Source organism: Streptomyces sp. 5-10 (assembly GCF_014712245.1).
In the GTDB taxonomy this organism is placed as follows: Bacteria; Actinomycetota; Actinomycetes; order Streptomycetales; family Streptomycetaceae; genus Streptomyces; species Streptomyces violaceusniger.
Genome location: NZ_JACVYG010000021.1, coordinates 70326 through 97226 on the forward strand (window position 1 = coordinate 70326; position 26901 = coordinate 97226).

At 73.1% G+C, this 26901-nt stretch carries 17 protein-coding genes and 1 riboswitch; of the genes, 8 read left to right on the forward strand and 9 right to left on the reverse strand.

The features are described from left to right. Window positions 1-63: 63 nt before the first annotated feature. The 5 genes from rfbB to IEJ02_RS23215 form a co-directional block, all read right to left on the reverse strand. The gene (rfbB, locus tag IEJ02_RS23195; RefSeq protein ID WP_191066617.1) at window positions 64-1038 is read right to left on the reverse strand and encodes a dTDP-glucose 4,6-dehydratase; all 975 of its coding nucleotides are present in this window, start codon (window positions 1036-1038) and stop codon (window positions 64-66) included. A gap of 13 nt (window positions 1039-1051) precedes the next feature. Next, window positions 1052-1924 (reverse strand): glucose-1-phosphate thymidylyltransferase RfbA, encoded by an 873-nt coding sequence (gene rfbA / locus IEJ02_RS23200; RefSeq protein ID WP_191066673.1) that lies wholly within the window; start codon window positions 1922-1924, stop codon window positions 1052-1054. A gap of 136 nt (window positions 1925-2060) precedes the next feature. Continuing rightward, a complete protein-coding gene (locus IEJ02_RS23205; protein WP_191066618.1) occupies window positions 2061-4937 on the reverse strand; it encodes a helix-turn-helix transcriptional regulator in 2877 nt (958 codons plus the stop codon). 560 nt (window positions 4938-5497) lie between these two features. Next, window positions 5498-7216: a 3-hydroxyacyl-CoA dehydrogenase family protein gene (locus IEJ02_RS23210; protein ID WP_191066619.1), complete on the reverse strand. Its 1719-nt coding sequence runs from the start codon at window positions 7214-7216 to the stop codon at window positions 5498-5500. Window positions 7217-7254: 38 nt separating this feature from the next. Further along, a complete protein-coding gene (locus tag IEJ02_RS23215; protein WP_191066620.1) occupies window positions 7255-8295 on the reverse strand; it encodes a 3-oxoacyl-ACP synthase III family protein in 1041 nt (346 codons plus the stop codon). A 338-nt stretch (window positions 8296-8633) separates the two neighbouring features. On the opposite strand from IEJ02_RS23215, the gene IEJ02_RS23220 reads away from it, so the two are divergent. Continuing rightward, on the forward strand, window positions 8634-10079 hold the full coding sequence (locus IEJ02_RS23220; protein WP_191066674.1) for a lipase maturation factor family protein: 1446 nt from the start codon (window positions 8634-8636) through the stop codon (window positions 10077-10079). A 97-nt stretch (window positions 10080-10176) separates the two neighbouring features. On the opposite strand, the gene IEJ02_RS23225 is transcribed toward IEJ02_RS23220, so the two are convergent. After that, entirely contained in the window at window positions 10177-10497 is a 321-nt protein-coding gene (locus IEJ02_RS23225) for a hypothetical protein (RefSeq protein ID WP_191066621.1), read from the reverse strand. A 106-nt stretch (window positions 10498-10603) separates the two neighbouring features. On the opposite strand from IEJ02_RS23225, the gene IEJ02_RS23230 reads away from it, so the two are divergent. Together IEJ02_RS23230 and IEJ02_RS49940 are read left to right on the forward strand one after the other, a co-directional pair. After that, window positions 10604-15238: a cation-translocating P-type ATPase gene (locus tag IEJ02_RS23230; protein ID WP_191066622.1), complete on the forward strand. Its 4635-nt coding sequence runs from the start codon at window positions 10604-10606 to the stop codon at window positions 15236-15238. Between the two features lie 167 nt (window positions 15239-15405). After that, entirely contained in the window at window positions 15406-15534 is a 129-nt protein-coding gene (locus IEJ02_RS49940; protein ID WP_263407969.1) for a hypothetical protein, read from the forward strand. Window positions 15535-15636: 102 nt separating this feature from the next. Here IEJ02_RS49940 and IEJ02_RS23235 read toward each other — a convergent pair whose 3' ends face one another. Then, window positions 15637-16635, reverse strand: a complete 999-nt coding sequence (locus IEJ02_RS23235) for a cation diffusion facilitator family transporter (protein ID WP_191066623.1) — start codon at window positions 16633-16635, stop codon at window positions 15637-15639. 292 nt (window positions 16636-16927) lie between these two features. On the opposite strand from IEJ02_RS23235, the gene IEJ02_RS23240 reads away from it, so the two are divergent. Then, the gene (locus IEJ02_RS23240) at window positions 16928-17182 is read left to right on the forward strand and encodes a hypothetical protein (protein WP_191066624.1); all 255 of its coding nucleotides are present in this window, start codon (window positions 16928-16930) and stop codon (window positions 17180-17182) included. 87 nt (window positions 17183-17269) lie between these two features. Here IEJ02_RS23240 and cobN read toward each other — a convergent pair whose 3' ends face one another. Further along, the gene (gene cobN / locus IEJ02_RS23245; protein ID WP_191066625.1) at window positions 17270-20914 is read right to left on the reverse strand and encodes a cobaltochelatase subunit CobN; all 3645 of its coding nucleotides are present in this window, start codon (window positions 20912-20914) and stop codon (window positions 17270-17272) included. Between the two features lie 54 nt (window positions 20915-20968). Next, window positions 20969-21053, reverse strand: a riboswitch (cobalamin riboswitch). Between the two features lie 134 nt (window positions 21054-21187). Between cobN and cobG the strand changes: the two genes are divergently transcribed. The 3 genes from cobG to IEJ02_RS23260 are packed head-to-tail and all read left to right on the forward strand — an operon-like array spanning window position 21188 to window position 24899. Continuing rightward, entirely contained in the window at window positions 21188-22624 is a 1437-nt protein-coding gene (gene cobG, locus IEJ02_RS23250) for a precorrin-3B synthase (RefSeq protein ID WP_191066626.1), read from the forward strand. Then, window positions 22621-23271: a precorrin-8X methylmutase gene (locus tag IEJ02_RS23255; RefSeq protein WP_037957978.1), complete on the forward strand. Its 651-nt coding sequence runs from the start codon at window positions 22621-22623 to the stop codon at window positions 23269-23271. Before cobG ends, IEJ02_RS23255 begins: the two co-directional genes overlap by 4 nt. Continuing rightward, on the forward strand, window positions 23268-24899 hold the full coding sequence (locus IEJ02_RS23260; RefSeq protein WP_191066627.1) for a precorrin-2 C(20)-methyltransferase: 1632 nt from the start codon (window positions 23268-23270) through the stop codon (window positions 24897-24899). Before IEJ02_RS23255 ends, IEJ02_RS23260 begins: the two co-directional genes overlap by 4 nt. Window positions 24900-24933: 34 nt before the next feature. On the opposite strand, the gene IEJ02_RS23265 is transcribed toward IEJ02_RS23260, so the two are convergent. Continuing rightward, entirely contained in the window at window positions 24934-25692 is a 759-nt protein-coding gene (locus IEJ02_RS23265) for a cobalt-precorrin-6A reductase (protein ID WP_191066628.1), read from the reverse strand. 59 nt (window positions 25693-25751) lie between these two features. Between IEJ02_RS23265 and IEJ02_RS23270 the strand changes: the two genes are divergently transcribed. Beyond that, window positions 25752-26900, forward strand: coding sequence for a cobalt-precorrin-5B (C(1))-methyltransferase (locus IEJ02_RS23270; RefSeq protein WP_191066629.1), 1149 nt, complete (start codon window positions 25752-25754; stop codon window positions 26898-26900). The last annotated feature ends 1 nt before the right edge of the window (window position 26901 follow it).

Here is a 26901-nt window from a genome sequence, read left to right on the forward strand (position 1 = left end):
TGGGGCGGGAGTCGACTCAACCACCCCTAACCGCAGCCACCCCTAACCTGGGGGTAGGGGTGGTCACCTCTTCTTGAGCGGTTCCCACCAACCGCGGTGTGTCATGTACCACTTGGCGGTTTCCGCGAGGCCGTGTCCGAACGACGTCTCGGGGCGGTAGCCGAGTTCCGCGGAGATTTTCGTGATGTCCACCGAGTAACGGCGGTCATGGCCCTTGCGGTCGGGCACCCGCTCGATCAGGGAGTGGTCGGCACCGAGCAGTTCGAGCAGCCGTTCCGTGAGTTCCAGGTTGGTCAGTTCGGTGCCGCCGCCGATGTTGTAGACCTCTCCCGGGCGACCGTTCTCGGCGACCAGCGCGATACCGCGGCAGTGGTCGTCCACGTGCAGCCAGTCCCGGACATTCCCGCCGTCGCCGTAGAGCGGCACCGGTCTGCCGTCCATGAGGTGGGTGACGAAGAGCGGAATGACCTTCTCGGGGTGCTGGTAAGGGCCATAGTTGTTGGAGCAGCGGGTCACACAGACGGGCAGCCCATGGGTGCGGTGGAAGGCCCGGGCCAGCAGATCGGAGGACGCCTTGGAGGCGGAATACGGCGAGTTGGGTTCGAGTGGTTCCTCCTCGCTCCAGGAGCCGCTTTCAATGGAGCCGTAGACCTCGTCCGTGGAGATGTGGACGAACTTTCCGACCTCCGCGTTCGCGGCCGCGTTGAGGAGGGTGTGGGTGCCCAGGACATTGGTGCGCACGAATTCCTCGGCGCCGGATATCGAGCGGTCGACATGCGATTCGGCGGCGAAGTGGACCACCAGATCGGTGTCGCGCAACAGCTCGCCGACGAGTTCGCCGTCGCAGATGTCACCGCGGACGAAGCGCAGCCGGGGACTGTCGGCGACCTCGGCCAGGTTGGCCTCGTTGCCCGCGTAGGTGAGCTTGTCGACCACCACGACCTGGGCGTCCCCCCAGGCCGGGTACGCCCCTGTCAAGGTCTGCCGGACGAAGTGGGAGCCGATGAAACCCGCGCCGCCGGTCACAACTATGCGCACTGGAGACAACCCTTCAGCGGTTATTGGCCGCGATATCCATCAGATATTGTCCGTAGTCCGTCTTGCTCAGCTCCACACCGAGCTCATAGCAGGCGGCGGCGTCGATGAACCCCATGCGGAAGGCTATCTCCTCGAGACAGGCGATCCGCACGCCCTGGCGCTGCTCCAGAAGCTGCACATACTGGCCCGCCTGGAGCAGCGAGTCATGGGTTCCGGTGTCCAGCCAGGCGAATCCGCGGCCGAGCCCCACCAGTCTGGCCTTTCCGCGTTCCAGATAGACGCGGTTGACGTCGGTGATCTCCAGTTCGCCGCGCGCGGAGGGCCGTACGTTCTTGGCGATGTCCACGACGTCGTTGTCGTAGAGATACAGACCGGTGACGGCCAGATTGGATTTGGGGGCGGCCGGCTTCTCCTCGAGGGAGATCAGCCTGCCCTCCTCATCCATTTCCCCGACGCCGTAGCGCTCGGGGTCCTTGACTCCGTAGCCGAAGAGCACACAGCCGTCGACCTGGCTTGCCTCATGGTGCAGCATCTTCGAAAACCCGGGCCCGTGGAAGATATTGTCGCCGAGGACCAGCGCCACCTGGTCATCGCCGATGAACTCGGCTCCGATGATGAATGCCTCGGCGATTCCGTTGGCCTCGGGCTGTTCGGCGTACTCGATCGAAAGACCCAGCCGGCCGCCGTCGCCGAGAAGCGCGCGGAACAGCTCCACGTGGAGCGGGGTCGAGATGATCTGGATTTCCCTGACGCCGCCGAGCATGAGCACCGACAGCGGGTAATAGATCATCGGTTTGTTGTAGACGGGAAGGATCTGCTTCGACACCGCATGTGTCAAAGGATGCAGTCGGGTACCGCTTCCTCCGGCGAGGACTATGCCCTTCATGCGGCCAGAAGCTATCAACGCGGTCAGCCCGTACTCCAGGCCTGCCGCGGCGATAGGGGGGTAATCAGGGGTGGGCATACAACAGGGGTGGCCGCATGCGGCCACCCCTTCCTCGGGACCTCGCCCCCGTCATCGCTCAGGCGATTTCGTCCACCTGGGCCCGGAGCGCGGTCGGCAGCTGCTGCCGGCTCCTGATATTCAGCTTGCGGTACACCCGCGTCAAATGCTGTTCCACCGTGCTGATGGTGATGAACAGGCTGGCGGCTATTTCCCGGTTCGTATAACCGTCCACCGCCAGGGCGGCGACCCGGGCCTCGGATTCGCTGAGCTTGGTGCCCAGGGACGGCGGCACCGCCCGTTTCGGGCCGAGCGGTCCGGCCACCGGCCGTACCACCGGCCGTGGTTCGCGGGCCTCCAGACCGGAGTCGAGGCGGATCCGGGCGCACAGTTCCTCGGCGCCGCACTCCTTGGCCATCCGCCAGGCCCGGCCCATGATGGCGTCGGCCCGCCCCAGCTCCCCGGATCCGCGCAGCGTACGACCCAGATCGTCCAGCGCCCGGGCCAGCTCCAGGCGGTCGCCGGAGCACTGCAGCTCCTCGACGGCCTGGCCGAGCAGCCGGGACCGGTTCTCGATGTCGCCCGCCGCGGCGAGTAACCGCAGGGAGACGCCGCGGACCCGGGAGTCCCCGGCGCCGTTCCTGGCCAGCTGCTCGGAGATCAGGTTGGCGGCCTTCTCCCGGTCGCCGAGCTCCAGCCATGCCTCGGCGGCATCCGACCGCCAGGGCAGCAGCGCCGGCTGGTCGAGCTCCCACAGCTGGGCGAGCCGGCCGGCCATGAGGAATTCGCCGAGCGCGGCGTTGATGCGGTTGGTGGCCAGGTAGTAGCGGCCGCGGGCGCGGGTGTAGCCCAGTCCGTAGATGCTCTTGAACAGCGCCTCGGGGACCGGGCGGCTCAGATGCCGCGCCGCCGCGTCGTGCTTGCCCATCTCCGTGTACGCCAGGATCTGGCTGGCCAGGGGGCCGCCGATGAAGACGCTTCCGTCGCGCCCTGGCACGATCTCCAGGGCGGTGGTCGCGTAGGCCGCCGACTCCACGAGATTGCCCTGCCGCAGGGCGATTTCGGCGCGGATCGAGGCGAAGATGGCCCGCCAGCCCGGTGCCCGGCGCCGCTCGGCCTCGTCCATCAGCGCGTCACACCACGGCGCCGCCTTGTCCGGGCGGCCCGCGTACACCAGCGCGTTCACCGAGTTGACGATGGGCTCGAAGGTGGCGTCGGTGAGCGGCGAGACGTCGAGCACCTTCTCGGCCGCGGCGACCGGCGACTCCTCGCTCCCCCCGCGCCCGAAGAAGCCGCTGAACGCCGCGGTGATGGTCGAGAGCGAGGAGGGTCTGCGGGATCTGAGCTGCGTACGGGAGGCGCCGCCGTCCTCGCCCTGCCGCGCCGCGGCCCCCGGGGTCCGGTCCTGCGCACCGGACTCCTGGGCCCAGCGGGCGGTCAGCCGGAACTGGGACATCGAGGTGGGCCCCGCGTTGCTCATGACGGCGTTGAGCCGGCCGATGGCGCCGCGCGCCTCCTCGATCCGGCCGTGGGCGAGCAGCAGCTCGATCAGCCGCCCGATGTGGGAGGCGGGCAGCCGGTCGGCGAACAGCGCGGCCAGCGGCTCCTCCAGCATCCGCTCGGACGCCGAGGGGTTGAGCCGCCACATGATCCCGGCGGTGCCGATCCTGATCCCGGCCCGCAGCTCCTCGTCCGCGCAGGCCGCGTACGCCAGCTCAAGGCAGGCCACCGCCAGCTTGGCGTCGTCCTCGGCGAGCGCCTGCTGCGCGGCGTCCCGCAGCAGCGGCACCGCCCAGGGCTCGTCGGCGGCCTGGGCGGCGAGCAGATGGCGGGCCACGGCGAGGGTCCCCCCGCCGCCCTGGTGCAGCAGGACGGCGGCGCGGCGGTTCATGTCCAGCCGCACCTCGGGGTCCATGTCCTCCAGCACCGCGGCCTCGACGTACGGGTGGCGGAAGGCGAGACCGGCGACGAGGCCCGCCGCGTCCAGCGCGGCGACTCCGCGGTGGGTTCCGGCGGGGCCGATGCGCAGCAGCCGGCCGAGGAGTTCGAGGGAGGCGGACGCCCCGAGCACCGCGATGCCCTCGGCCAGCCGGGAGACGGTGCGCCCGCTGCGGTAGACACAGGTGAGTACGGCCTGGACGAACATGTCGCCCACGACGGGTTCCACTGCGCGGCTGCGCCGTGGAGGCGCCCCGGCGGTGCGGTAATCGTCAATCACCGCGCGTAGCAACAACGGATTACCGCCGCTCACCTCGTACCACGTGTAAGCCACATCGGTGGAATCCGGAAGTCCCAGACGAGTGGTGAGCAGATGCGCCGTCTCCTCCCAGGACAGCCGCTCCAGCCGCAGCCGCTGGAAATTGGGCTGGCGCAGCAGTTCGGTATTGAAGACGGCGTCTTTCTGTTCGCTGTCCGTCGCCTGGGCGAACACCATGAGGAGTTTGGCGGAGCGCGAACGCGTCGCCAGGTACAGCAGGTACTGAAGTGACGCCGCGTCGACGAGCTGGAGTTCGTCGACGCAGATCACCACCGGTTCACGGGAGGCGAGTTCATGGAGTGCGACACGGAACTCCCGGGCTCCCTGGACATGGGTGGGGTTCGCGCCGACGACCTCGCCACCAGGGGTTTCCCGGGGCGGTGCGGCGTCGAGGGCGCCGTGGTCGAGTGCCCGGCGCAGTTGGTCGGCGGTCGCCCTGGGCAGCCGGGGCGAGTCCAGGAGCTGGCGCAGTGTGCCGAGCGGAGCCCGGTCGGCCGAGGTTCCGTATGCCTTGAGGACGAGGGCTCCGGCCTTCGCCGCATGGGCCGTGACGGCTTCGAGCGTATGGGTCTTGCCACAACCGACCGCGCCCTCGACGAGCACGATGCCCGCCTCCCCGGACAGACATCTGGAAAATGCCTGCCGAAGTCTCCCGAATTGCGCGTCGAATTGTCTGGCTCTGGCCGATGAAAACACCATTGCTCGCACCCCCGAATGCGACGCGAAGCACTGCTCACGGCAGTCCGAACGCCTCCCAGCAAGCTATCCGCCCGCCGGTCACGCCACCATCGCCGCACGTAAAATCATCGTTAACGAATTACCAATTCTGAGCGGACTGCCCGACGATCGACAAAAGCGATACGAGCGGGGCACCCCTTACATGGGGCAACACCGCGAAGCCGAAGTGCACCGACACCCTGACAACCTGCGCCACCCCCGTTCACGTGCGCATTTGTTCGGAAGGGCCAGCATACACGAGACCCCCTAGCGGCACCCGGGGTAATCCACGACATCCTTGCCCGCGACACCAAGTGGTCACCGATAGGGGCGCACCGGGATCCGTTTCGAACATTTATTTGCCCGTTTTGATCGCTAATGCGATTCTTATGTCCGTTGCCGTCGGTAACCGCAAGCGATTCACCAGGAATTCTCATGCCATAAAGCGGACAGCGAGCTGACATACCTATTCCCGCGTCGATGAATTCTCAGGCCACCCACCCGCCGCTGGACTATTCCAATGGCATCTGGCACACCGATTGTCATCGCTCGTGGAGGTGCAGCCCCCTGCCGCCCTTGCGGCCCAGGTGACCCGCCTCGACCAGCCGCCGAAGATGGCGGGCCGGGGTCAGGGCCGGATCCCGGAAGGTGCCGTGCAGGGTGCGCTGGATGGCGAGCGAGACATCCAGGCCGATCACATCCAGCAGCCGCAGCGGACCCATCGGATAGCCCTGCCCTGCCGCCATCACCGTGTCGATGTCATCGGCGGTGGCCCAGCCCTCCTCGAGCATCGCCACCGCGCTGTTCAGATAGGGGAAGAGCAGCGCGTTGACGATGAAGCCGGCCCGGTCCGGGCAGTCCACCGCGCGCTTGCCGAGTGCCGCAGCCACCGCGTGTGCCGTGCCGAGCGCCTCCTTGGAGGTCAGCACGGTGTGCACCACCTCGACCAGCCGCATCACCGGGGCGGGGTTGAAGAAGTGCATCCCGATGACGTCCTCGGGCCGCCGCGTCGCCATCGCGCACTCGATGACGGGCAGGCTGGAGGTGGAGGTGGCGAGCACCGCGCCGGGTGCGCACACCCGGTCCAGATCGGCGAAGACGGCCCGCTTGACGTCGATGTCCTCCGCCACGGCCTCGACCACCAGGTCGCAGGCGCCGAGCGCCTGGAGTTCACGGCCCCCGGTCAGCCGGTCCATCGCCTCGGTGAGCAGCTCGGGCGCCAGCTTGCCGCGCCGCACCCCGCGCTCCAGCGAGCGCTCCACGGCGGCGGTGGCCTCCTTCGCGCGCGTCTCGCTCCGGGCCACCAGCACCGTCGGATAGCCGGAGCGCGCGCACACCTCCGCGATGCCGACGGCCATCGTGCCCGAGCCCACCACCCCGATCCGCCGCACCGCGCGGGCCGGTACGGGCTCGCCCAGGCCGTCCGTCGCCCCGCCCCGCGCCGCGCCGCCCGCCCCGTACTCGTAGAAGCCGCGGCCCGCCTTCACCCCGAGCAGACCGGCGGTCACCATATGGGCCAGGGTGGGCGCGGGCGCGTACCGCGGGTCGCCGGTGCGCTCGTACAGCGCCTCCAGGGAGTCCCGCGCGGTGTCCAGACCCATGGCGTCCAGCTGGGCCAGTGGCCCCATCGGCAGTCCGCAGCCCAGGGTCATGGCGGTGTCGATGCTGTCGCGCGAGGCGTAGCGCCGCTCGTACATGGACACCGCGTTGTTGAGGTACGCCATGGTGAGCGCGCCCCCGACGAAGCCAGGCCGGTCGGCCACCCGCACCGGTGTCCGGCCCAGGTCGCGGACCAGCTCGCGGACGTCGGCCAGGACCACGTCCGCGGTGAGCGGGGTGCCCACCACCTCCACCGCCGGCTGCTCGCGGTCGGGGCCCAGCGGGAAGAGGTGCAGCCCCACGGTGCGGTCGGTCCGCCCGGCGCCCACGGCGATCTCGGTCACCGGGAGCCCGGTGGTCGTCGTGGCGAACACCGTCTCCGGCGGGCAGTCGGCGTGGGCGCGGGCGAGCAGCCGGCGCTTGGTCTCCAGCCGTTCGGGGACCGCCTCGACCACCAGATCGGCCCGGGCGGCGGCCGCCGGGTCGGCGGTGAACTCGACGGCGGATTCCGGCGCGGCCACCTCCGCCCGGCCGCGCCGCAGGGCCGGTTCGTCCCGCTCCACGGCGATCACCCGCCGGCCACCGCGGACCAGGGCGTCCACGAGGTGGCGGCCGGTGGTGCCGAGCCCGAACACCGCGACGGTGGGGAAGCGCTGTGCCATGCCGATGAGTCCTTTCGCTGGCTGGGACCTTGGGTTGGTCACGGACCGCGGTGGCCGTCCTGCCATGTGAGCAGCGCGGCGCCGAGCGACATCCCGCCGCCGAAACCGGCCAGCAGCAGCAACTCCCCGTCGCCGAACACGCCCTGCCGCCGGGCGTCGTCGAGCGCCAGCGGGATGGAGGCGGCGCTGGTGTTGCCGTGCTCGGCCACCGTCAGATGAGTGCGCGCCCGCGGCAGTCCGAGGTCGCCAAGCGCCTTGGCCAGCAGCACGCCGTTGGCCTGGTGGGGAATGAAGTGGTCCACGCTCGCGGGGTCCGTGCGGTGCGCGGCCAGCAGGCGCCGTATCGCGCGCGGCAGCTCGGCCAGGACGTATTCGCTGACCGCGCGGCCCCGCATCCGGAAGAAGTGGCCCCCGTCGGCGAGGGTCTTCTCCGACGCCGGGGCACGGCTGCCGCCCGCCGTCACCTCGATCAGCTCGTGGAGCGCGCCGTCGCTGGTGAGCAGCGATCCGCCGAGGCCGTAGCCGGGGCGGACGGGCCCGAGCACCACCGCCCCGGCCCCGTCACCGAAGAGCACGGCGGTGCGCCGGTCGGTGCGGTCGATGATGCGGGAGTAGACATCGGCCCCGATCACCAGGGCGTACGGGGCGGGGGCGCCGGACCCGGCGGACAGCAGCCCGGCCGCCGTCACCAGGGCGAAGACGAAGCCGCTGCAGACCGCGTTGAGGTCGAAGGCGGCGGCGCCGGTCGCGCCGATCCGGTGCTGCACCAGACAGGCGGTGGCGGGCTGGGGGTGATCGGGGGTGGAGGTGGCCACCACGATCCAGCCGAGCTGGTCGGCGCTGATCCCGGCGTCCGCGAGGGCGGCGCGGGCGGCCTCCACGGCCAGATCGGAGGTGGCCTCGTGGTCGGCGGCGTAACGGCGGCGGTGGATCCCGGTCTTCGCCGAGATCCACTCCGGGGTCACCCCCGCGCGCTCGGCCACCACCTCGTTGGACACGGTCTCGGCGGGCAGATACGAGCCGGTGCCGAGGATCCCGATGGGCCGCCCGCCGGATGTCCGGACCGGCCGCTCGGTCATCCGGATCTCCCGGCCAGCGCGGCCACCGCCGCCGTCGCCGGTGCCATCGCTGTCGTCGCTGTCGTCGCTTTCGTCGCTGTTCGCGGGGTGCGGCGGTGCCCGATTCGCGGGGTGCGGCGGTGCTCGAGAAGAAGCATTGGGTGGTTCCCTCCGGATCCATGCCGGGCTTCGACGCTACGGACCGGGCACGGCACGGATAACCCCTAACCCATCACCCCCCTAGGCCCCCTACCGGATGAACCCGGTCCGCCGTATGACCCGGCGCATGACGGGCACCCGTCGGAGGTGGTACCGGATACATGCAGGCCGAACGCGCACCGGCCCAGGGAGCGGTCCCCATGGAGTGGTTCACCTCATCCGACTACTGGCTGAGCCGGCTGGTCTTCCAACGGGGGCTGGCCGCCATCTATCTGATCGCCTTTCTGGTGGCGGCCCGGCAGGGGCGCGCGCTGCTCGGCGAGCGGGGGCTGACGCCGGTGCCGCGCTTCCTGGACCGGGTGCCGTTCCGCCGCTCGCCCAGCCTGTTCCAGCTGCACTACTCCGACCGGTTCTTCGCCTGCTGCGCCTGGCTGGGGGCCGCGCTGTCGGCCGCGCTGCTGGTGGGGGCCGCGGACCGGGCGCCGCTGGCGGTCGCGATGGTGGCGTGGCTGGTGCTGTGGCTGCTGTATCTGTCGATCGTCAACGTGGGGCAGGTGTGGTACGGCTTCGGCTGGGAGTCGCTGCTGCTGGAGTCGGGGTTCCTCGCCGTGTTCCTGGGCAATGAGCGCACCGCGCCGCCCGTGCTCATCCTGTGGCTGACGCGCTGGCTGCTGTTCCGGGTGGAGTTCGGCGCCGGGCTGATCAAGATCCGTGGCGACCGCTGCTGGCGGGACCTGACCTGTCTGTACTACCACCATGAGACCCAGCCGATGCCGGGGCCGCTGAGCTGGTACTTCCACCATCTGCCCAAGCCGCTGCACCGGGTGGAGGTGGCGGCCAACCATGTGGCGCAGCTGATCGTGCCCGTGGTGCTGTTCACCCCGCAGCCGGTCGCGAGCGTGGCCGCGGGGATCGTCGTGGTCACCCAGCTGTGGCTGGTGGCCTCGGGGAACTTCTCCTGGCTCAACTGGCTGACCATCCTGCTGGCGCTCCCGGCGGTCGACGGTCGCCGGGCCGCCGAGGTGCTGGGGCTGCCCGGGCCGCCGGGCCTGGCCGCTCCCCCGGTCTGGTACGAGGTGGTGGTGCTGGCCGCCACCGCCCTGGTGCTGGTGCTCAGCTACTGGCCGGCCCGCAATCTGCTGTCGGGCCGTCAGCTGATGAACTTCTCGTTCAATCCGCTGCACCTGGTCAACACCTACGGGGCGTTCGGCAGCGTCAACCGCAGCCGGCAGGAGGTGGTGATCCAGGGCACCGACGACGCGGTCCTCACCCCGGACACGGTCTGGCGGGACTACGAGTTCCGGGGCAAGCCGGGCGATGTGCGCCGGTTGCCGCGCCAGTACGCCCCGTACCATCTGCGGCTGGACTGGATGATGTGGTTCGCGGGGCTCTCCCCGGGCTACGCCGGGTCCTGGTTCGCCCCGCTGATCGGCAAGCTGCTGGTCAACGACCGGGCGACGGTGAAGCTGCTGCGGGCCAACCCCTTCCCGGGGACGCCGCCCACCCATCTGCGGGCGCGGCTGTATCTCTACCGCTTCACCACCCGGGCGGAGCGGCGGGCCACCGGGGCCTGGTGGCACCGCACCCTGCTGAGCGAGTTCCTGCCGCCGGTCAGGCTGGAGGATCACGGCTCGTCACGGGCGTGACACCGGGCCGGGACGTGGCTGAGACAGCTGCCGGGCGCGGGCTCGGGCGACTGCCGGGCCGAGGCTCAGGCGGCCGCCGGGCCGGGGCGCGCTCGGTTCAGGCGGTGGCGCCCTTGACGTTCGGCGTCTCGGCGCCGGGCGGGGGGTTGCGCAGCACGGCGTAGCCGACGCCGACGCCCAGCGCGATCGGCCAATCCAGGACACCGGCGAGACCCATCGCGCCGAGGCCGAGGTAGAGCGGCAGCCCGCCCTTGGCGGGCAGGACCCGCCGTGCGGTCCTGATCGGCATCGTGGCGACGTGCGCCGTGGCCATGGCGGCACGGGGGACGGTGAAGGTGACCGTGCGGTCGCCGTTCTTCCTCGCGGACGTGCCCGTCTTCCGGGTGTCGGCCGTCTTGGGTGTGGTCGCTGCGCTCACGCCATTCCTCCTACCGGACGTCCCCTTGGTTACTTTATGACGTAATTAGGTAAATATAGACCGATTTTATGATCGCGGCATATCAGGACCGAGGGGAGAGCAGCCTGTGCTGCCCATCACGACGCTCACGGGCCTCGTCTCCGCACCGTCCCGCGGCCTGAACGGTCTGCGGCCGCGGCTCGCGGACCTCACCGACGTGCTGCGGGACACGGGCGACCGGCGCACCGGCCGGAGGGTGTGGGCGCGGGCGGGCCGGGCCCATGTGGAGGTACGCGGGCTGACCGGCCACGGCGAGGGCCATGAGCGGCTGGCCCAGGAGCTGGAGGACGCGCTACGGCGCGTGGCGGGCGTCAACTGGGCCGCGATGAACGCGGCGCTGGGCCAGGTCCTGGTCGACTTCGACGAGGACCGGCTCGGGCCCGACGACGTGCTGGAGGTGGTCGAGCGCGTCGAGGAGGCCCATGGGACGGACGCGGACACCTTCCCTCCGGGCCGTCCGCAACCGCCGTTCGCCTCCGCTCCGGCGACGCTGGCCGCGATCGCGCTCGCCGCCGACTGCCTGGGGCTGATGACGGCCGCGATCCGGCGGGTGACGATGCGGCCCGCCCTCTCCCCCGCGCTGCGGATCCCGACGGTGATGGCGGAGCTCCAGCCGCGGGTGCGCGGTCTGCTGGAGTCCCGGCTGGGCCGTGCCCACGCCGACGCCCTGATCGGCGTGTCGAACGCCGTGGTGCACGCCCTGACCAGGGGGGAGGCCCCGCTCGCCCTGGACGCGCTGCAGCGGGTGCTGCAACTCGCCGAGATCCGCGGCCGGCAGGCCGTATGGCGGCGCCGGGAACCCGAGTTGGTGGCGAACGGCGATGGGCTCCCGGGGCGCTCGCACCCGCCCGCCCCGCGGCCCGCGCCGCTGCCTTCCGGGCCGGTGGAGACCTGTGTCGACCGCACCTCACTGGCCGCGCTGTCCGGTGCGGGCGGGCTGCTGGCGTGGACCCGCGACCTCGAGCAGTCCGCCAAGGCGCTGCTGGCCACCGTGCCCAAGGCGGCCGCCATGGGCCGGGAGGCGTTCGCCGCCCGGCTGGGCGATGTGCTGGCGCGCGACGGTGTGGTGCCCATGGACGGCACCGCGCTGCGGCTGCTGGACCGCGTGTCGGCGGTGCTGATCGACGCGCGGGTGCTGTGTGCCGGCCGGCCGCGGCTGCTGTCGGTCACCACCGTGGGCGACCTGGGGGAGGCCGAGGCGTGGAGCGCCGCGCAGTCCGTCCTGGACCGCCGCACGCTGCGGGAGCTGTCCGGCGCGGGCCCCTGGACGCGCGGCCCCTGGCGGCTGGAGCGGCCCGCCGAACTGCCCGCGGCGCTCCCGGCGAGCCCACCGGCCCTGACCGCGGACCTGCGCGGCGAGGACGGCCGGCGACAGGCCCGGATCCGGATCGGCTGCGAACTCGACCCGCTGGCCGACGCCCTGGTGGCGGCGGCCCGCCGCGGTGCGCGACGGCTGGTGCTCACCAGCCACGCCAGCACGGACGAGATCGCTCCATGGGCCGATGAGCTGCTCCCCCTCGGCGTGTCGCTCCCCGACACGGTGCGCCGGCTCCAGATCGAGGGCCACGGCGTGTTGGTGATCAGCGGCGAGGACGACGAGGCGCTGGGCGCGGCGGATCTCGGCGTCGCCGTCACGGCGCGCGGCGCGGGCCGGGTCTGCTGGTCGGCCGATCTACTCTGCGGCCCGGGGCTGCTCCACGCCTGGCGCGTCCTGCGGGCCCTGGAGGACGCGCGCTCGGTCAGCCTGCGGTCGGCCCGGCTGTCGATGGGCGGATCCGCGCTCGGCGCGCTCATCGCGGCGGCGGGGACCCGGCCCGCGGTGGCCGGGCTGGCCACCTCCCCGGTGTACAGCGCGGCGTTCCTGGCCATGCTCGGCGGGATCGGCGCGGCGCGCCGGGTGGATCGCCGCCCGGCCCCGGCGCCCCGCGTCCGCGGCAACTGGCACGCCCTGGGGGCGCGGGAGACCCTGAGCGTGCTGTGCGCGTTCCGGGAGTACGGGACCGAACTGCCCGACGGCCCGGGGGCGGCGCGCGGCGCGGGCCCGGCGGACCCGGGCGCGTCGCGGACCTCCGGGGCGCTGTGGGCCGCCGGGGTGCGGCCCGTGCGCAGGGCCGCCGGGACGGTCGTACGGGCCGGGGCGCCCGGTGCCACGGGGTCCGCCTCGGCCCGGTTCGCGGCCCTGACCCGGAACACCGCCTCCTTGGTGCGGGCGGTGCGCGAGGAGCTGCACGATCCGCTCACCCCGGTGCTGGCGCTCGGCGCGGCGGCCTCCGCGGCGGTGGGGTCCGGGGTGGACTCCTTCCTCGTCATCAGCGTGATGGCGGGCAACGCGATGATCAGCGGCGCACAGCGGCTCCGGGCCGAGCGCTCGCTGCGCGGCCTGCTGCTGAGCGAGCGGATGAACGGCCGGCTGGTCGACTGGGCGCCCGCGATGTCCCTGGCGGACGGGGTGGCGGCGGACCGTGAGGCGTTCTTCGCGGGGCTGACCACCGCCCCGGCGCGCACGGTGGCCGCCGAGGAGCTACGGGTCGGGGACATCATCGCGCTGCGGCCCTCGGACGTCGTACCGGCCGACGCCCGGCTGCTGGTGAGCGACCGGCTGGAGCTGGACGAGGCCGGGCTGACCGGCGAGTCCGGGCCGGTCGCCAAGGACCCGGCCGCCACGCCGGGCGCCGACCTGGCGGAGCGGTCCTGCATGCTCTACCAGGGCTGCACGGTGCTCGCCGGAACCGGATACGCCGTGGTCGTGGCCGCCGGGGCGCAGACCGAGGCCGGGCGCGCTGCCGAACTGGCCGGGCGCGCCACCGCGCCCATCGGGATCGAGGGGCGGCTGGCCGCGCTCACCAAGGTCGCGCTGCCCGCCACCGGCCTCGGCGGCGCCGCGGTCACCCTGCTGGGGCTGCTGCACGGGGCGCCGGTGCGCGAGGCGCTGTCCACCGGAGTGGCCATCGCGGTGGCCGCCGTGCCCGAGGGGCTGCCGCTGGTGGCCACGGTGGCGCAGTCCGCCGCGGCGCGCCGGCTCTCGCACCGCGGGGTGCTGACGCGCTCGGCGCGGGTGCTGGAGGCCCTGGGCCGGGTGGACGTCGTCTGCTTCGACAAGACCGGCACCCTGACCGAGGGCCGGCTGGCCGTGGCCCGGGTCGCCGGGTACGACCAGGAGCTGCCGACCCGCGGTGCGCTGGGCAAGCGGCTGCTGCGCACGGCGGCCCGGGCGTGTCCCGATCCGCGAGGCGGGCGGGCGCTGGCCCACGCCACCGACCAGGCCGTCATCGACGCGGCGGCGGCGCACTGCGACGGGGACGGCGCCTGGCGTCCGGTCTCCGAGCTGCCCTTCGAGGCCAGCCGGGGATTCTCGGCGTGTCTGGGCACGGAGTCCGGGCATCCGCGCCTGGCCGTCAAGGGCGCGCCCGAGATCGTGCTCGCCCGGTGCGCGTACGCCCTGAGCCCGGGGGCGGCGGCCGACACCGTGCCGCTGACCCCGGAGCGGCGGCGTGCCACCGAGCGCCTGCTGTACTCGCTGGCCTCGGATGGGCTGCGGGTGCTGGCGGTGGCCGAGACCCGGCCCGCCGCGTCCGACACGCCGACGGCGGAGGTGGCCGAGATCGCCCGGGAGCTGACCCTGCTGGGCTTCATCGCCATCGCCGACACCACGCGGCCGGGCGCCGCCGAGACCGTCAAGCGGTTGACGGACGCCGGGGTGCGCGTCGCCATGGTCACCGGCGACCATCCGACCACGGCGGTCGCCATCGCCCGGGAGCTGGGCATCCCGGACGCCGAGCCGGTGCTCACCGGGGCGGAGCTGGACACCCTGCCGGAAGGCGAGCGGGTCGAGCGGATCGCCCGTACCACCGTCTTCGCCCGGGTCTCCCCCGAGCACAAGGTCCGTATCGTCCAGGCGCTGCGGCAGGCCGGACAGGTGGTGGCCATGACCGGGGACGGGGTGAACGACGCGGCCGCCATCCGCCTCGCGGACATCGGCATCGGGCTGTCCGCCCGCGGCTCGGCCTCGGCCCGCGCCGCGGCGGACCTGGTGCTCACCGACCCGGACCCGACCCGGATCCTCGACGCGCTGCGGGAGGGCAGGGCGCTGTGGCGCAGTGTGCGGGACGCGGTGGCGATCCTGGTCGGCGGGAACGCGGGCGAGGTCGCCTTCACCCTGCTGGGCGCGGCGGTGGCCGGGCGGGCGCCGCTGGGCACCCGTCAGCTGCTGCTGGTGAATCTGCTGACCGACATGCTGCCCGCCCTCGCGGTGGCCCTGGCCCGGGCCCGGGAGCACAAGTCCGGTGAGGACCCGCTGGTGGGCGGCCCGTCCTCGGCGCTGTTCGGCTCCGATCTGGGCCGTATCCTCGCGGTGCGCGGCAGTGCCACCGCGCTGGGCGCCGCCGCGGCCTGGCAGTGCGGGCGGATGACGGGCCGGGCCCGGCGGGCGAGCACCATGGGGCTCGCGGCGCTGGTCGGCACCCAGCTGGGCCAGACGTATCTGACCGACTGGCACAGCCCTCTGGTGCTGATCACCAGCGTCGCCTCGGCGGCCACGCTGTTCGCCATCGTGGAGACGCCGGTGGTCAGCCACTTCTTCGGCTGTACGCCGCTGGGCCCGATGGCCTGGTCGATCGTCGGTGGCTGCTCGGCCGCCGCCACCCTGGGGGCGGCCGTCGCGCCGCGGCTGCTCTTCCCCCGGCGGGTGCCGCTCACGGTCTGAGAACGCCGCCCGACAACGGGACATCTCGGGCGTTTCTCACTCAGATCTTTCCGTCCGTTAACCGGACGCTCACCCGATGTGCGCCGCCCGCTTTCCGGCTCCGGTCAGGCTATGGAACTGGAAGCGGATGCCTCGCTTCCGATCGTGTTCCATCCAGTGAGGTACTCATGGCCGACATTGTCACGACCGTCCTGGTCAAGCTGGCCCAGCTCGCGCTGGAGGCGTTGGTCGCCCAGCTCGCGAAGACGCTTCTGACCGCCGCCTTCAGGCCGACCGCCGCCCCGGCCGCGGCCTGACCCGGCCGACCCGCCGACCGTTCCCGGGCCCCTGCTCAGCGGCCGTACGACTCAGTGGCCGTACGTGGCCGTAGGGCCAGTGGCCGTACGTGGCCGTAGGGCTCAGCGGCCGTACGACGCGGCCCGGTGCACCGGGCCGTGGGCGGTCGGACAGTGCTCCCCGTCGACACGTCCCCGCGCGGCGGGCTCGTCCAGATGGTCCACCTGCAGCGTGGTGTGGGTGATCCCGTACTCGCCGCTCAACACCGCCTCCAGGTCCTCCCGTACGGCGTGGCAGTCGCCGCCCGCCGCCACCAGGACATGGGCGGAGAGCGAGACCTCGCCCGAGGTGATCTGCCAGACATGCAGATCGTGCACCTCGGCCACCTGCCCATGGGCGACCAGCCGGCCGCCCACCTCATCGGGCTCGACGCCGGTGGGGGCGGCCTCCAGCAGCACCCGGCCGGAGGCCCGCAGCAGCTCCACGCCCGCCTTGATCATGAGGAGCACCACCAGCAGACCGGCGATCGCGTCGGCCCGGGCGAAGCCCGTCGTCACCACCACCAGCCCCGCGATGGCGGTGGCGATGAAGGCGTAGAGATCGTTGAGCACATGCTGGAAGGCGCCCTCGACATTGAGCGAGGAGCGGTTCGCCTTCGACATGCACCACGCGGCCGCGAGATTCACCACCACACCGGCCAGCGCGGTGGCCAGCACCAGACCACCGGTCACCTCGGGCGGATCGAACAGCCGCCCCACACTCTCATAGCCGAGATAGGCGCCGAGCAGCAGCAGGGAAAGGCCATTGGCCTGGGCGGAAAGGATTTCCGACCGCTTGAGCCCGTAGGTGTATCCGCCACGTGCGGGGCGCGCCGAGAGCCGGATGGCGATGAGGGCGAGAACGATCGAGGCGGCGTCGGTGAGCATATGGGCCGCGTCGGACAGCAGCGCCACGGAGCGGGCGACGATCCCGACGATGACCTCCACCGCCATGAAGCCGCTGATCAGCGCGAGGGCGAGGGTCAGCCACCGGCGGTCGGCGTTCTCCGCCACCCCGTGCGTGTGGCCGCCGTGGCCAGGCCCGCCGTGCCCCTCGCCGGGTCCGTGCGCATGAGCTCCCACCGGCTCCTCCTCGGATCGTCTTCGGGACAGCGCAATTGAAACAGGCCCGAGGGGAATTCACCAAAGGCTGCAATGGACACGGTTATCAATAAACTCTCGCCCCGGCGGCGAATGGGCTTTGTGAATGCGGGAATGCTTTTCATTTCGCGGCGCGAAAAGGGGACGGCCCGGTCGCCCGGGCACGCCATCGGGCAGTCGCTGACATGTGCGAGACCACGCCGATGCGGGTGAGACCGGCGTGCGGAAGGTGACCCGGCGGGGTGCGGCGCGTTGTCCGAACATGACGACGACGATGCGACGCCGTTCTCTCTCGCAGCCGAGCAGAGCGCTGGACCGGAGCACCGAAGGCGACGGAACGGTTCATCAGACCGTTCACACATCCACATCCGTACCGATCTACGCGGCGCTGGTCGAGCGCTGGGCGTCCGCGGGGCGCGCGGTGCCCGGGGCTTACGACCGCGAGTGGACCGAACTGGTCAACTGTCCCCCCTGGCCGGACCGGATCCGGGCGGCGACCCGCCCGGCGGCTCGGCCCTCCACCGACTGAGCCACCGCCGAAGCCACCCGAACTCACCCGGACCCACCGGAACTCACCTGGACTCGCCCGGACCCACCGGACAAGCGGCGGACGCGCCTACTCGTCGTCCCCGCCCTCCAGGCCGCCCTCCGTCTCCAGGTACAGCTCCCGCACCCGCTCCAGCACCTCCGGGTCGGGCTCGTCCCACAGCCCGCGGCTCTCGGCCTCCAGCAGCCGCTCGGCCATGCCGTGCAGCGCCCAGGGGTTGGCCTCCTCCAGGAAGGCGCGGTTCTCCGGGTCGAGCAGATAGGTCTGGGCGAGCTTGTCGTACATCCAGTCGGCGACCACGCCCGTGGTCGCGTCGTAGCCGAAGAGGTAGTCGACCGTCGCGGCGAGCTCGAAGGCGCCCTTGTAGCCGTGGCGGCGCATCGCCTCGATCCAGCGCGGGTTGACCACCCGGGCCCGGAAGACCCGTGAGGTCTCCTCGTGGAGGGTGCGGGTGCGGACCGTCTCGGGGCGGGTGGAGTCGCCGATGTACGCGGCGGGCGCGGTGCCCTTCAGGGCGCGCACGGTGGCCACCATGCCGCCGTGGTACTGGAAGTAGTCGTCGGAGTCGGCGATGTCGTGTTCGCGCGTGTCGGTGTTCTTGGCCGCGACCGCGATCCGGCGGTAGGCGCTCTCCATCTCCTCGCGCGCCGGCCGTCCCTCCAGACCGCGGCCGTAGGCGTAGCCGCCCCAGACCGTGTAGACCTCGGCGAGGTCGGCGTCGGTGCGCCAGTCGCGGCTGTCGATGAGCTGGAGCAGCCCGGCCCCGTAAGTGCCGGGGCGGGAGCCGAAGATCCGGGTGGTGGCGCGGCGCTCGTCACCGTGTGCGGCGAGGTCGGCGCGGGTGTGCGCGCGCACGTAGTTGTCCTCGTCGCTCTCGTCGAGGGCGGCGGCGAGCCGTACGGCGTCGTCCAGCAACCCGACGACGTGCGGGAAGGCGTCCCGGAAGAACCCGCTGATGCGCAGGGTGACATCGACCCGCGGGCGGCCCAGCTGGTCGAGGGGTACGGGTTCGAGTCCCGTTACTCGCCGCGAGGCGTCGTCCCACACCGGGCGAACGCCCAGCAGTGCCAGCGCCTCGGCCACATCGTCGCCGGAGGTGCGCATCGCGCTCGTCCCCCACAGCGAGAGGCCGACGGACTTCGGCCACTGACCGTCGTTGTCCGCGCGGTAGCGCTCCAGGAGCGAATCGGCGAGCGCCTGGCCGGTCTCCCAGGCCAGCCTGCTGGGCACGGCCTTGGGGTCGACGGAGTAGAAGTTGCGGCCGGTCGGCAGCACGTTGACCAGTCCGCGCAGCGGCGAGCCGGACGGCCCGGCCGGGACGAAGCCGCCGTTCAGCGCGTGCACGGCGTGGTCGATCTCGTGCGTCGTGGCGGCCAGCCGGGGTACGACCTCGCGGGCGGCGAAGTCGAGGACCGCGGAGACCGCGGGGCGCTGCTCGCCGGGCAGGGTGAGGACGGCCTTCTCGACGGCCTCCGGGGCCCATGCGGCGTCCTCCATCGCCTGGACCAGCGCCCGGGCCCGCTCCTCGGCCTCGTCGGCGCCGGTGCGGGTGGCGGCCGACTCGTCCAGGCCCAGCGCCTCGCGCAGGCCGGGGAGCGCGGACGTACCGCCCCAGATCTGGCGGGCGCGGAGGATGGCCAGGACGAGGTTGACGCGCTCGGGCCCGGTCGGGGCGGCGCCCAGGACATGCAGTCCGTCCCGGATCTGGGCGTCCTTGACCTCGCACAGCCAGCCGTCGACGTGCAGCAGGAAGTCGTCGAAGCCGTCGTCGTCCGGTCGCTCCTCCAGGCCCAGGTCGTGGTCGAGCCGGGCGGCCTGGATGAGGGTCCAGATCTGGGCGCGGATGGCGGGGAGCTTGGCCGGGTCCATCGCGGAGATGGCCGCGTACTCGTCCAGCAACTGCTCCAGGCGCGCGATGTCGCCGTAGGAGTCGGCGCGGGCCATCGGCGGTACGAGGTGGTCGACCAGGGTGGCGTGGACGCGGCGCTTGGCCTGGGTGCCCTCGCCCGGGTCGTTGACCAGGAAGGGGTAGATCAGCGGCAGATCGCCGAGCGCGGCGTCGGGGCCGCAGGCGGCGGACAGTCCGGCGTTCTTGCCCGGCAGCCACTCCAGGTTGCCGTGTTTGCCCAGGTGGACCATGGCGTCGGCGCCGAAGCCGCCGTCGGCCCGCGGGGTGGCCATCCAGCGGTAGGCGGCCAGGTAGTGGTGCGAGGGCGGCAGATCGGGGTCGTGGTAGATGGCGATGGGGTTCTCGCCGAAGCCGCGCGGCGGCTGGATGACGACCAGGAGGTTGCCGCGGCGCAGCGCGGCCAGCACGATCTCGCCCTCGGGGTCGCGGCTGGTGTCCACGAACATCTCGCCGGGCGGCGGGCCCCAGTGCTCCTCGACCGCGTCCCGGAGCTCCTGCGGCAGCGTGGCGTACCAGCGGCGGTAGTCGGCGGCGGGGATGCGGACGGGGTTGCGGGCCAGCTGCTCCTCGGTGAGCCACTCCTGGTCGTGGCCGCCCGCCTCGATGAGGGCGTAGATCAGCTCGTCGCCGTCGCCGGAGACCAGGCCCGGGAGCGCGTCCGGCCCCTCCTCGGGGCCGAGGTCATAACCTGAAGCGCGCAGTCGGCGCAGCAGGGCGACGGCGCTCGCGGGGGTGTCGAGGCCGACGGCGTTGCCGATCCGGGAGTGCTTGGTGGGGTAGGCGGAGAGGACGAGCGCGAGGCGCTTGTCGGCGGCGGGGATGTGGCGGAGCCGGGCGTGTCGCACCGCGATTCCGGCGACACGCGCGGCGCGCTCGGCGTCGGCGACATAGACCGGCAGCCCGTCCTCGTCCACCTCCTTGAACGAGAACGGCACGGTGATGAGCCGCCCGTCGAACTCGGGGACGGCGACCTGGGTCGCGGCGTCCAGCGGCGAAAGACCCTCGTCGTTCTCCTCCCACGCGGCGCGCGGCGAGGTCAGGCACAGCGCCTGGAGTACGGGCACGTCGAGCGCGGCGAGCGCGCCCGCGTCCCACGCCTCGTCGTCACCGCCCGCGGACGCCTCGGCGGGGCGGGTGCCACCGGCCGCGAGCACGGTGGTGACGATGGCGTCGGCCACGCCGAGGGCCTCGATCAGCTCGGGTTCGGGGGCGCGCAGGGAGGCGACGAACAGCGGCAGCGGGCGGCCCCCGGCGTCCTCCACGGCCCGGCACAGGGCCTCCACGAAGGCGGTGTTGCCGCTCATGTGGTGGGCGCGGTAATAGAGCACCGCGACGGTCGGGCCGGTGGCGTCGGCGGGGTCTGCCGCGCGGGCGGTGCGCTCCAGCGGACCCCAGGTGGGCGCGGGCGCGGGCGGTTCGAAGCCATGCCCGGTGAGCAGCACGGTGTCGGAGAGGAACCGGGCCAGCTGGCCCAGGTTGGCGGGCCCGCCGTGGGCGAGGTAGGCGTGGGCCTCGGCGGCGATGCCGACCGGGACCGTGGACGCCTCCATGAGCTGGGCGTCGGGGGCCTGTTCACCGCTGAGGACCACGACGGGCAGGTCGCCCGCGAGCAGCGTGTCGAGCCCCTCCTGCCAGGCGCGGATGCCGCCGAGGAGCCGTACGACGACGAGTTCGACGCCGTCGAGCAGGCCGGGGAGGTCTTCCAGGGCGAGGCGGGCCGGGTTGGCGAGGCGGTACGGCACCGGGCCCGTGGCGGCACGGGCGCTGAGCAGGTCGGTGTCGGACGTCGACAGCAGCAGAATCATGCGACGGCATGCCTTCCTCGGGGTCCGCGCCCCGGGCGGGTTGAAGACGGCGGCAGTTCCTGGCTCGCGCGTCCGCTGCCGTTTCGGCAGCCGCCGCGCTCACAGTGGCGGGACCGCGCCGGATTTCCACCGGCTTCCTACCGTGAGTGCCGTCTTGTTGCGTTCGGCGGGCCGGGACCGACCCGCCGCTGAAGCATAGTAAGCGTTGCTGACCTGCCACGGGGCGATGAGTTCCGGCCCGGCCGGGGCGGTGGGCCGGAGCGGATCGTCGGTATGCTCGCCGCCATGTCCCTCCCCCCGACAACCACCCCATCCGGGGATGAAACCCCCGTGCGCGGACGCGATGACGCCTGTCCGGGTGCGCTGCGGCTGCACCCGGCGGACGACGGTGCGCTGGCCCGGATCCGGGTGCCGGGCGGGCTGCTGACGGCCCGTCAGGCGCAGGTGTTGGGGCGGGTGGCCGAGGAGCTGGGCGACGGGCGGCTGGACATCACCTCACGGGGCAATGCGCAGGTGCGCGGCCTGGCGGCGGGGTGCGGCGCCGAGCTCGCGGCCCGGCTGCGGGTGGCCGGACTGCTGCCCTCGGACCGCCATGACCGGGTGCGCAACATCGTGGCGTCGCCGCTGTCCGGCCTGGACGGTGGCGGGCACGCCGATGTGGTGGCGTGGGTGCGGGAGTTGGACGCCGTGCTGTGCGACGAGGCATCCGTCGACGCGCTGGCGGGGCGCGGGGAATTGTCGGGCTTGTCGGGCAGGTTTCTGTTCGCGCTGGACGATGGGCGTGGCGATGTGGCCGCGTTGGGCGCGGATGTGACATTGATCGCAACGCCTGGTGGTGGAGCGGTGCTGCGGGTCGGGGCGGCGCGGGCGGGTGCGGGCGTGGCGAGCGTCGCCACGGGCTGGGCCGCCGCGGGCGGTGAGGTGTGGGTGCGGAGCGAGGACGCGGCGCGGGCGGCCGCGCTGGCCGCGGTGGAGTTCCTGGCGAGGGCGCGGGAGAGCGGCACCCGGGCGTGGCGGGTACGTGAACTGCCCGCACAACACGCCGTGACGACCGACGGCTTGACGGCGCGACTCGCCGACGCGGGCATCGAGGCCGTACGGACGAAGCACCGGCCGGCGGCCTCTGCCGCACCCCCCGCCCCCGGTCTTGTCCCCGGCCCGGACGGGCGCCACGCGCTGTCCGTCGCCCTCCCCCTGGGCCGGGTGAGCGCCGCGCAGTGGCGGCTGCTCGCCGGGCTCGCCTCCCGGAGCGGGGCGGATGAGCTGCGTATGACACCCTGGCGCGGCGTGGTGCTCCCCGGGTTCGCCCCGGACGACACGCGCGGTGCCCTGTCGGAACTGTCCGACGCGGGGCTGGTGACCATGCCGGACTCGCCGTGGCTCGGGGTGGGCGCGTGCACGGGACGGACCGGCTGCGCCAAGTCCCTGGCGGATGTGCGGGCCCACGCGACGCGCATGGTCGGGGGCACGGCGTCCGGCGGCGACCGCCAGGGCGCGCCCGATCCGCTGCCGGTGTACGTCTCGGGCTGTGAACGGCGCTGTGGCCACCCCGGGGGCCGCTGGGTGGACGCGCTGGCGACCGGCGACACGCGCTATCGGGTCACCGTGCGCGGCGGCGCGAGGGGAGACACGCCGGAGGCGGAGGACGGCGTGGAAGTGACAGCAGAGCAGTTGGCCGGCGCCGTCGCGGCGGCCCGTGGAACGACATGATCGAGGACACCGTGTTCGACTACGAGAAGGACGGGGCGGCCATCTACCGCGCGTCCTTTGCCACCATCCGCGCCGAGGCCGACCTCGGCGGGCTGCCCGCCGACATCAGCCAGGTGGCGGTGCGGATGATTCACGCCTGCGGCATGGTCGACCTGGTCAAGGACCTCGCGTACACCCCCGAGGTGGTCTCCCGCGCCCGCGCCGCACTCCGGTCCGGCGCGCCGGTGCTCTGTGACGCGCGCATGGTGGCCAGCGGGGTCACCCGCAAGCGGCTGCCCGCCGACAACGAGGTGATCTGCACCCTGTCGGACCCGGCCGTACCGGAGTTGGCGCGGCGCATGGGCACCACGCGCAGCGCCGCCGCGCTGGAGCTGTGGCGGGACCGGCTCGAGGGGTCGGTGGTGGCGGTCGGCAACGCGCCCACGGCGCTGTTCCGGCTGCTGGAGATGATCGAAGAAGGAGGGGCGGGCGCGCCGCGCCCGGCCGCCGTGATCGGGGTGCCGGTGGGCTTCATCGGCGCGGCCGAGTCCAAGGAGGCGCTGGCCGGGCATCCGGCGGCGCTCGACCACCTGGTGGTGCACGGCCGCCGCGGCGGCAGCGCCATCGCCGCGGCCGCGATCAACGCGATAGCGAGCGAGGAAGAGTGAGCGAGCAGCAGACGGGCCGGCTCTACGGTGTGGGGCTCGGCCCCGGCGACCCCTCCCTGATGACCGTACGCGCCGTGGAGGTCATCGCCGCGGCCGATGTCATCGCGTACCACAGCGCCCGGCACGGGCGCAGCATCGCGCGCTCCATCGCCGAGCGCCATCTGCGGCCCGACCACATCGAGGAGCGGCTGGTCTACCCGGTCACCACGGAGGCCACCGACCATCCGGGCGGCTATCGCGGCGCCATGGAGGAGTTCTACACGGACGCGGCCGCCCGGCTCGCCGCGCATCTGGACGCGGGGCGCACGGTCGCGGTGCTCGCGGAGGGCGATCCGCTCTTCTACGGCTCGTACATGCACATGCACAAGCGGCTCGCCGACCGCTACCCCACCGAGGTCATCCCCGGTGTCACCTCGGTCAGCGCCGCGGCCGCCCGGCTCGGCACACCGCTGGTGGAGGGCGAGGAGGTGCTGACGGTCCTCCCCGGCACGCTGCCGGAGGAGGAGTTGACGGCACGGCTGGCCACGGCGGACGCGGCGGCCGTGATGAAGCTCGGCCGGACCTTCCCGACGGTGCGGCGGGCGCTGGAGCGGTCGGGACGGCTCGCGGACGCGCGCTATGTGGAGCGCGCCACGATGAGCGCGGAGCGGACCGCCCCGCTGGCCGAGGTCGACCCGGAGTCGGTGCCGTACTTCTCGATGGCGGTGCTGCCGAGCCGCGTGGACGCGCCGCACAGTGACCGCGGCGCCCACGGGGACACGCCGAGCGGCGACCGCGTGGACGCGCCGCACGACGACCGCGGTGACACACCGCACGACGACCGCGTAGACGCGCCGCACGGCGACCGCGGGGACGCGCCGGGCGGTGCGTCCGACCGCCCCGGCGAGGTCGTGGTCGTCGGCCTTGGCCCGGCCGGTCCGCTGTGGCTCACCCCCGAGGCGCGCGGCGAACTGGCCGCCGCCGACGACCTCGTCGGCTACACCACGTACCTGGACCGGGTTCCGGTACGGCCGGGCCAGCGGCGCCACGCCTCCGACAACAAGGTCGAGGCCGTACGCGCGGAGTTCGCGCTCGACCTGGCCCGGCGGGGCCGGCGTGTCGCCGTGGTCTCCTCGGGCGACCCGGGCGTGTTCGCCATGGCCACCGCCGTCCTGGAGGCCGCCTGCGAGGACCCCTACCGCGAGGTCCCGGTGCGGATCGTCCCCGGTATGACGGCGGCCCACGCGGCCGCCGCCCGGGCCGGCGCCCCGCTCGGCCACGACTACGCGGTGATCTCCCTCTCCGACCGGCTCAAGCCCTGGGAGGTCATCGCCGAGCGGCTGCGCGCCGCCGCGGCGGCCGACCTGGTGCTCGCCCTCTACAACCCCGGCTCGCGCAGCCGCGTCTGGCAGGTGGGCAAGGCCCGCGAACTCCTGCTGGAGCACCGCGCCCCCGACACGCCCGTGGTGCTGGGCCGCGACATCGGCGGCCCCGGGGAACGGGTGCGCATCGTCCGCCTGGCCGACCTCGACCCGGCCCAGGTCGACATGCGCACGATCCTCCTCGTCGGCTCCTCCCAGACCCGCACGGTCCGCCGCGGCGACGGCACCGACATCGTCTGGACCCCGCGCCGCTACCCGGAGGCGTAGCGTCCGGAAGGCTCCTGGTGTGCGGCGCCCGGGCTCAGGCCAGGGTCGTCCGCAGCCAGGCGGCGGCTTCGGTCGGGGTTTCGGCCACCGGGATGTCCTGGGGGGCGGGTGGGCGGCGGATGACGACGACCGGGAGGGCGGCGGCGCGGGCCGCGGCGAGTTTGGGGGCGGTGGCGTGGGCGCCGCTGTCCTTGGTGACCAGCACCTCGATGCGATGGCGGCGCAGCAGCTCCGCCTCTCCCTCGAGGGTGAACGGGCCGCGGTCGAGGATCACCTCCATCCGGGGCGGGACCGGCGGCTCGGGGGCGTCGACCGAGCGGACCAGGAACCACTGCCCGGTCAGATGGGCGAAGGCGGCCAGGCCCATCCGTCCCGTGGTGAGGAAGATCCGCTCCCCCAGGTCCGGCAGCAGCCGCGCGGCCTCGGCCAGCGAGCCGGCCGAGTGCCAGCGGTCGCCCGGACCGGGGACCCAGCCGGGGCGGCGCAGGGCGAGCAGGGGAACATGGACGTCTGCGGCCGCCCGGGCCGCATGGGAACTGATCGTGTCGGCGAAAGGATGGGTGGCGTCGATGAGCGCGTCCACCTGGTGCTCGCGGAGCCAGCGGGCCATGCCCTCGGCGCCGCCGAACCCGCCGATCCGCACCTGCCCCACGGGCAGCCGCGGCGCGGCGACCCGGCCCGCGAGGGAGCTGGTGACGCGCAGCGCGGGGTCGTCGGCGAGCTCCTCGGCGAGGCGGCGCGCCTCGGTGGTGCCGCCGAGGATGAGCACATGGCGCGCCGGTGCGCTGTTCATCGGGATCGGGTGCCTTTCGTCGTCCGTGCGCCCGTCATCGTATGCGCGGCGGCCCGCCCATGGCTGAGGCGGAGACGACGGCCAAGGCCACCGGGGGGCGCGGCGCGCAGCTGGAGCGGTCGGGGCTGCGCCACGGCTGGACCACGGGGGCGTGTGCCACCGCCGCGACGACGGCCGCGTACACCGCGCTGCTGGGCGCGGAGTTCCCCGATCCGGTGACCATCGAACTGCCCAGGGGGCAGCGGCCGGCGTTCGCGCTCGCCGCCGAGGAGCTGACGGCGGACCGGGCCATGGCCGCGGTCGTCAAGGACGCGGGGGACGATCCGGATGTGACCCATGGCGCGCTGGTCAGGGCCACGGTACGGGGGCTGCCGCCCGGCAGCGGAGTGGTCTTCCGGGCCGGTCCGGGCGTCGGTACGGTCACCCGGCCCGGGCTGCCGCTCGCGGTGGGCGAACCGGCCATCAACCCCGTGCCGCGCCAGATGATGCGCGACCACATCGCCTCGGTCGCGGCCCGGCACGGCGGAACCGGTGACGTCGAGGTCGAGATCTCCGTGGACCACGGGGAGGAGATCGCCCGCTCCACCTGGAATCCGCGTCTGGGCATCCTCGGCGGGCTGTCCATCCTCGGCACGACGGGCATCGTGGTGCCCTACTCCTGCTCGGCCTGGATCGACAGCATCCGGCGCGGGGTGGATGTCGCCCGCGCGGCGGGGCGCACGCATGTCGCGGGCTGTACGGGCTCGACGTCCGAGAAGGTGGCGGTGGCCGTGCACGGGCTGCCGCAGGACGCGCTGCTGGACATGGGCGACTTCGCGGGCGCGGTCCTGAAGTATCTGCGCCGCCACCCGGTGGACCGGCTGACGGTCGCCGGCGGTTTCGCCAAGCTCTCCAAACTGGCCGCGGGCCATCTGGACCTGCACTCCTCACGGTCCCAGGTGGACAAGGGCTTCCTCGCGGACCTGGCCCGCCGGGGAGGGGCGGACGAGCAGCTGGCGGAGGCGGTGGCCACGGCCAACACCGGCCTGGAGGCGGTACAGCTGTGCACCGCCCGCGGCGTCCCGCTCGGCGACCTGGTCGCGGCGGCGGCCCGCGACACGGCCCTCGGGGTGCTGCGCGGGGCGCCGGTGGCGGTGGACGTCATCTGCATCGACCGCGCCGGCACGATCGTGGGCCGCGCCGACCCGCGCGGCCCCCGGGACGGCTGAC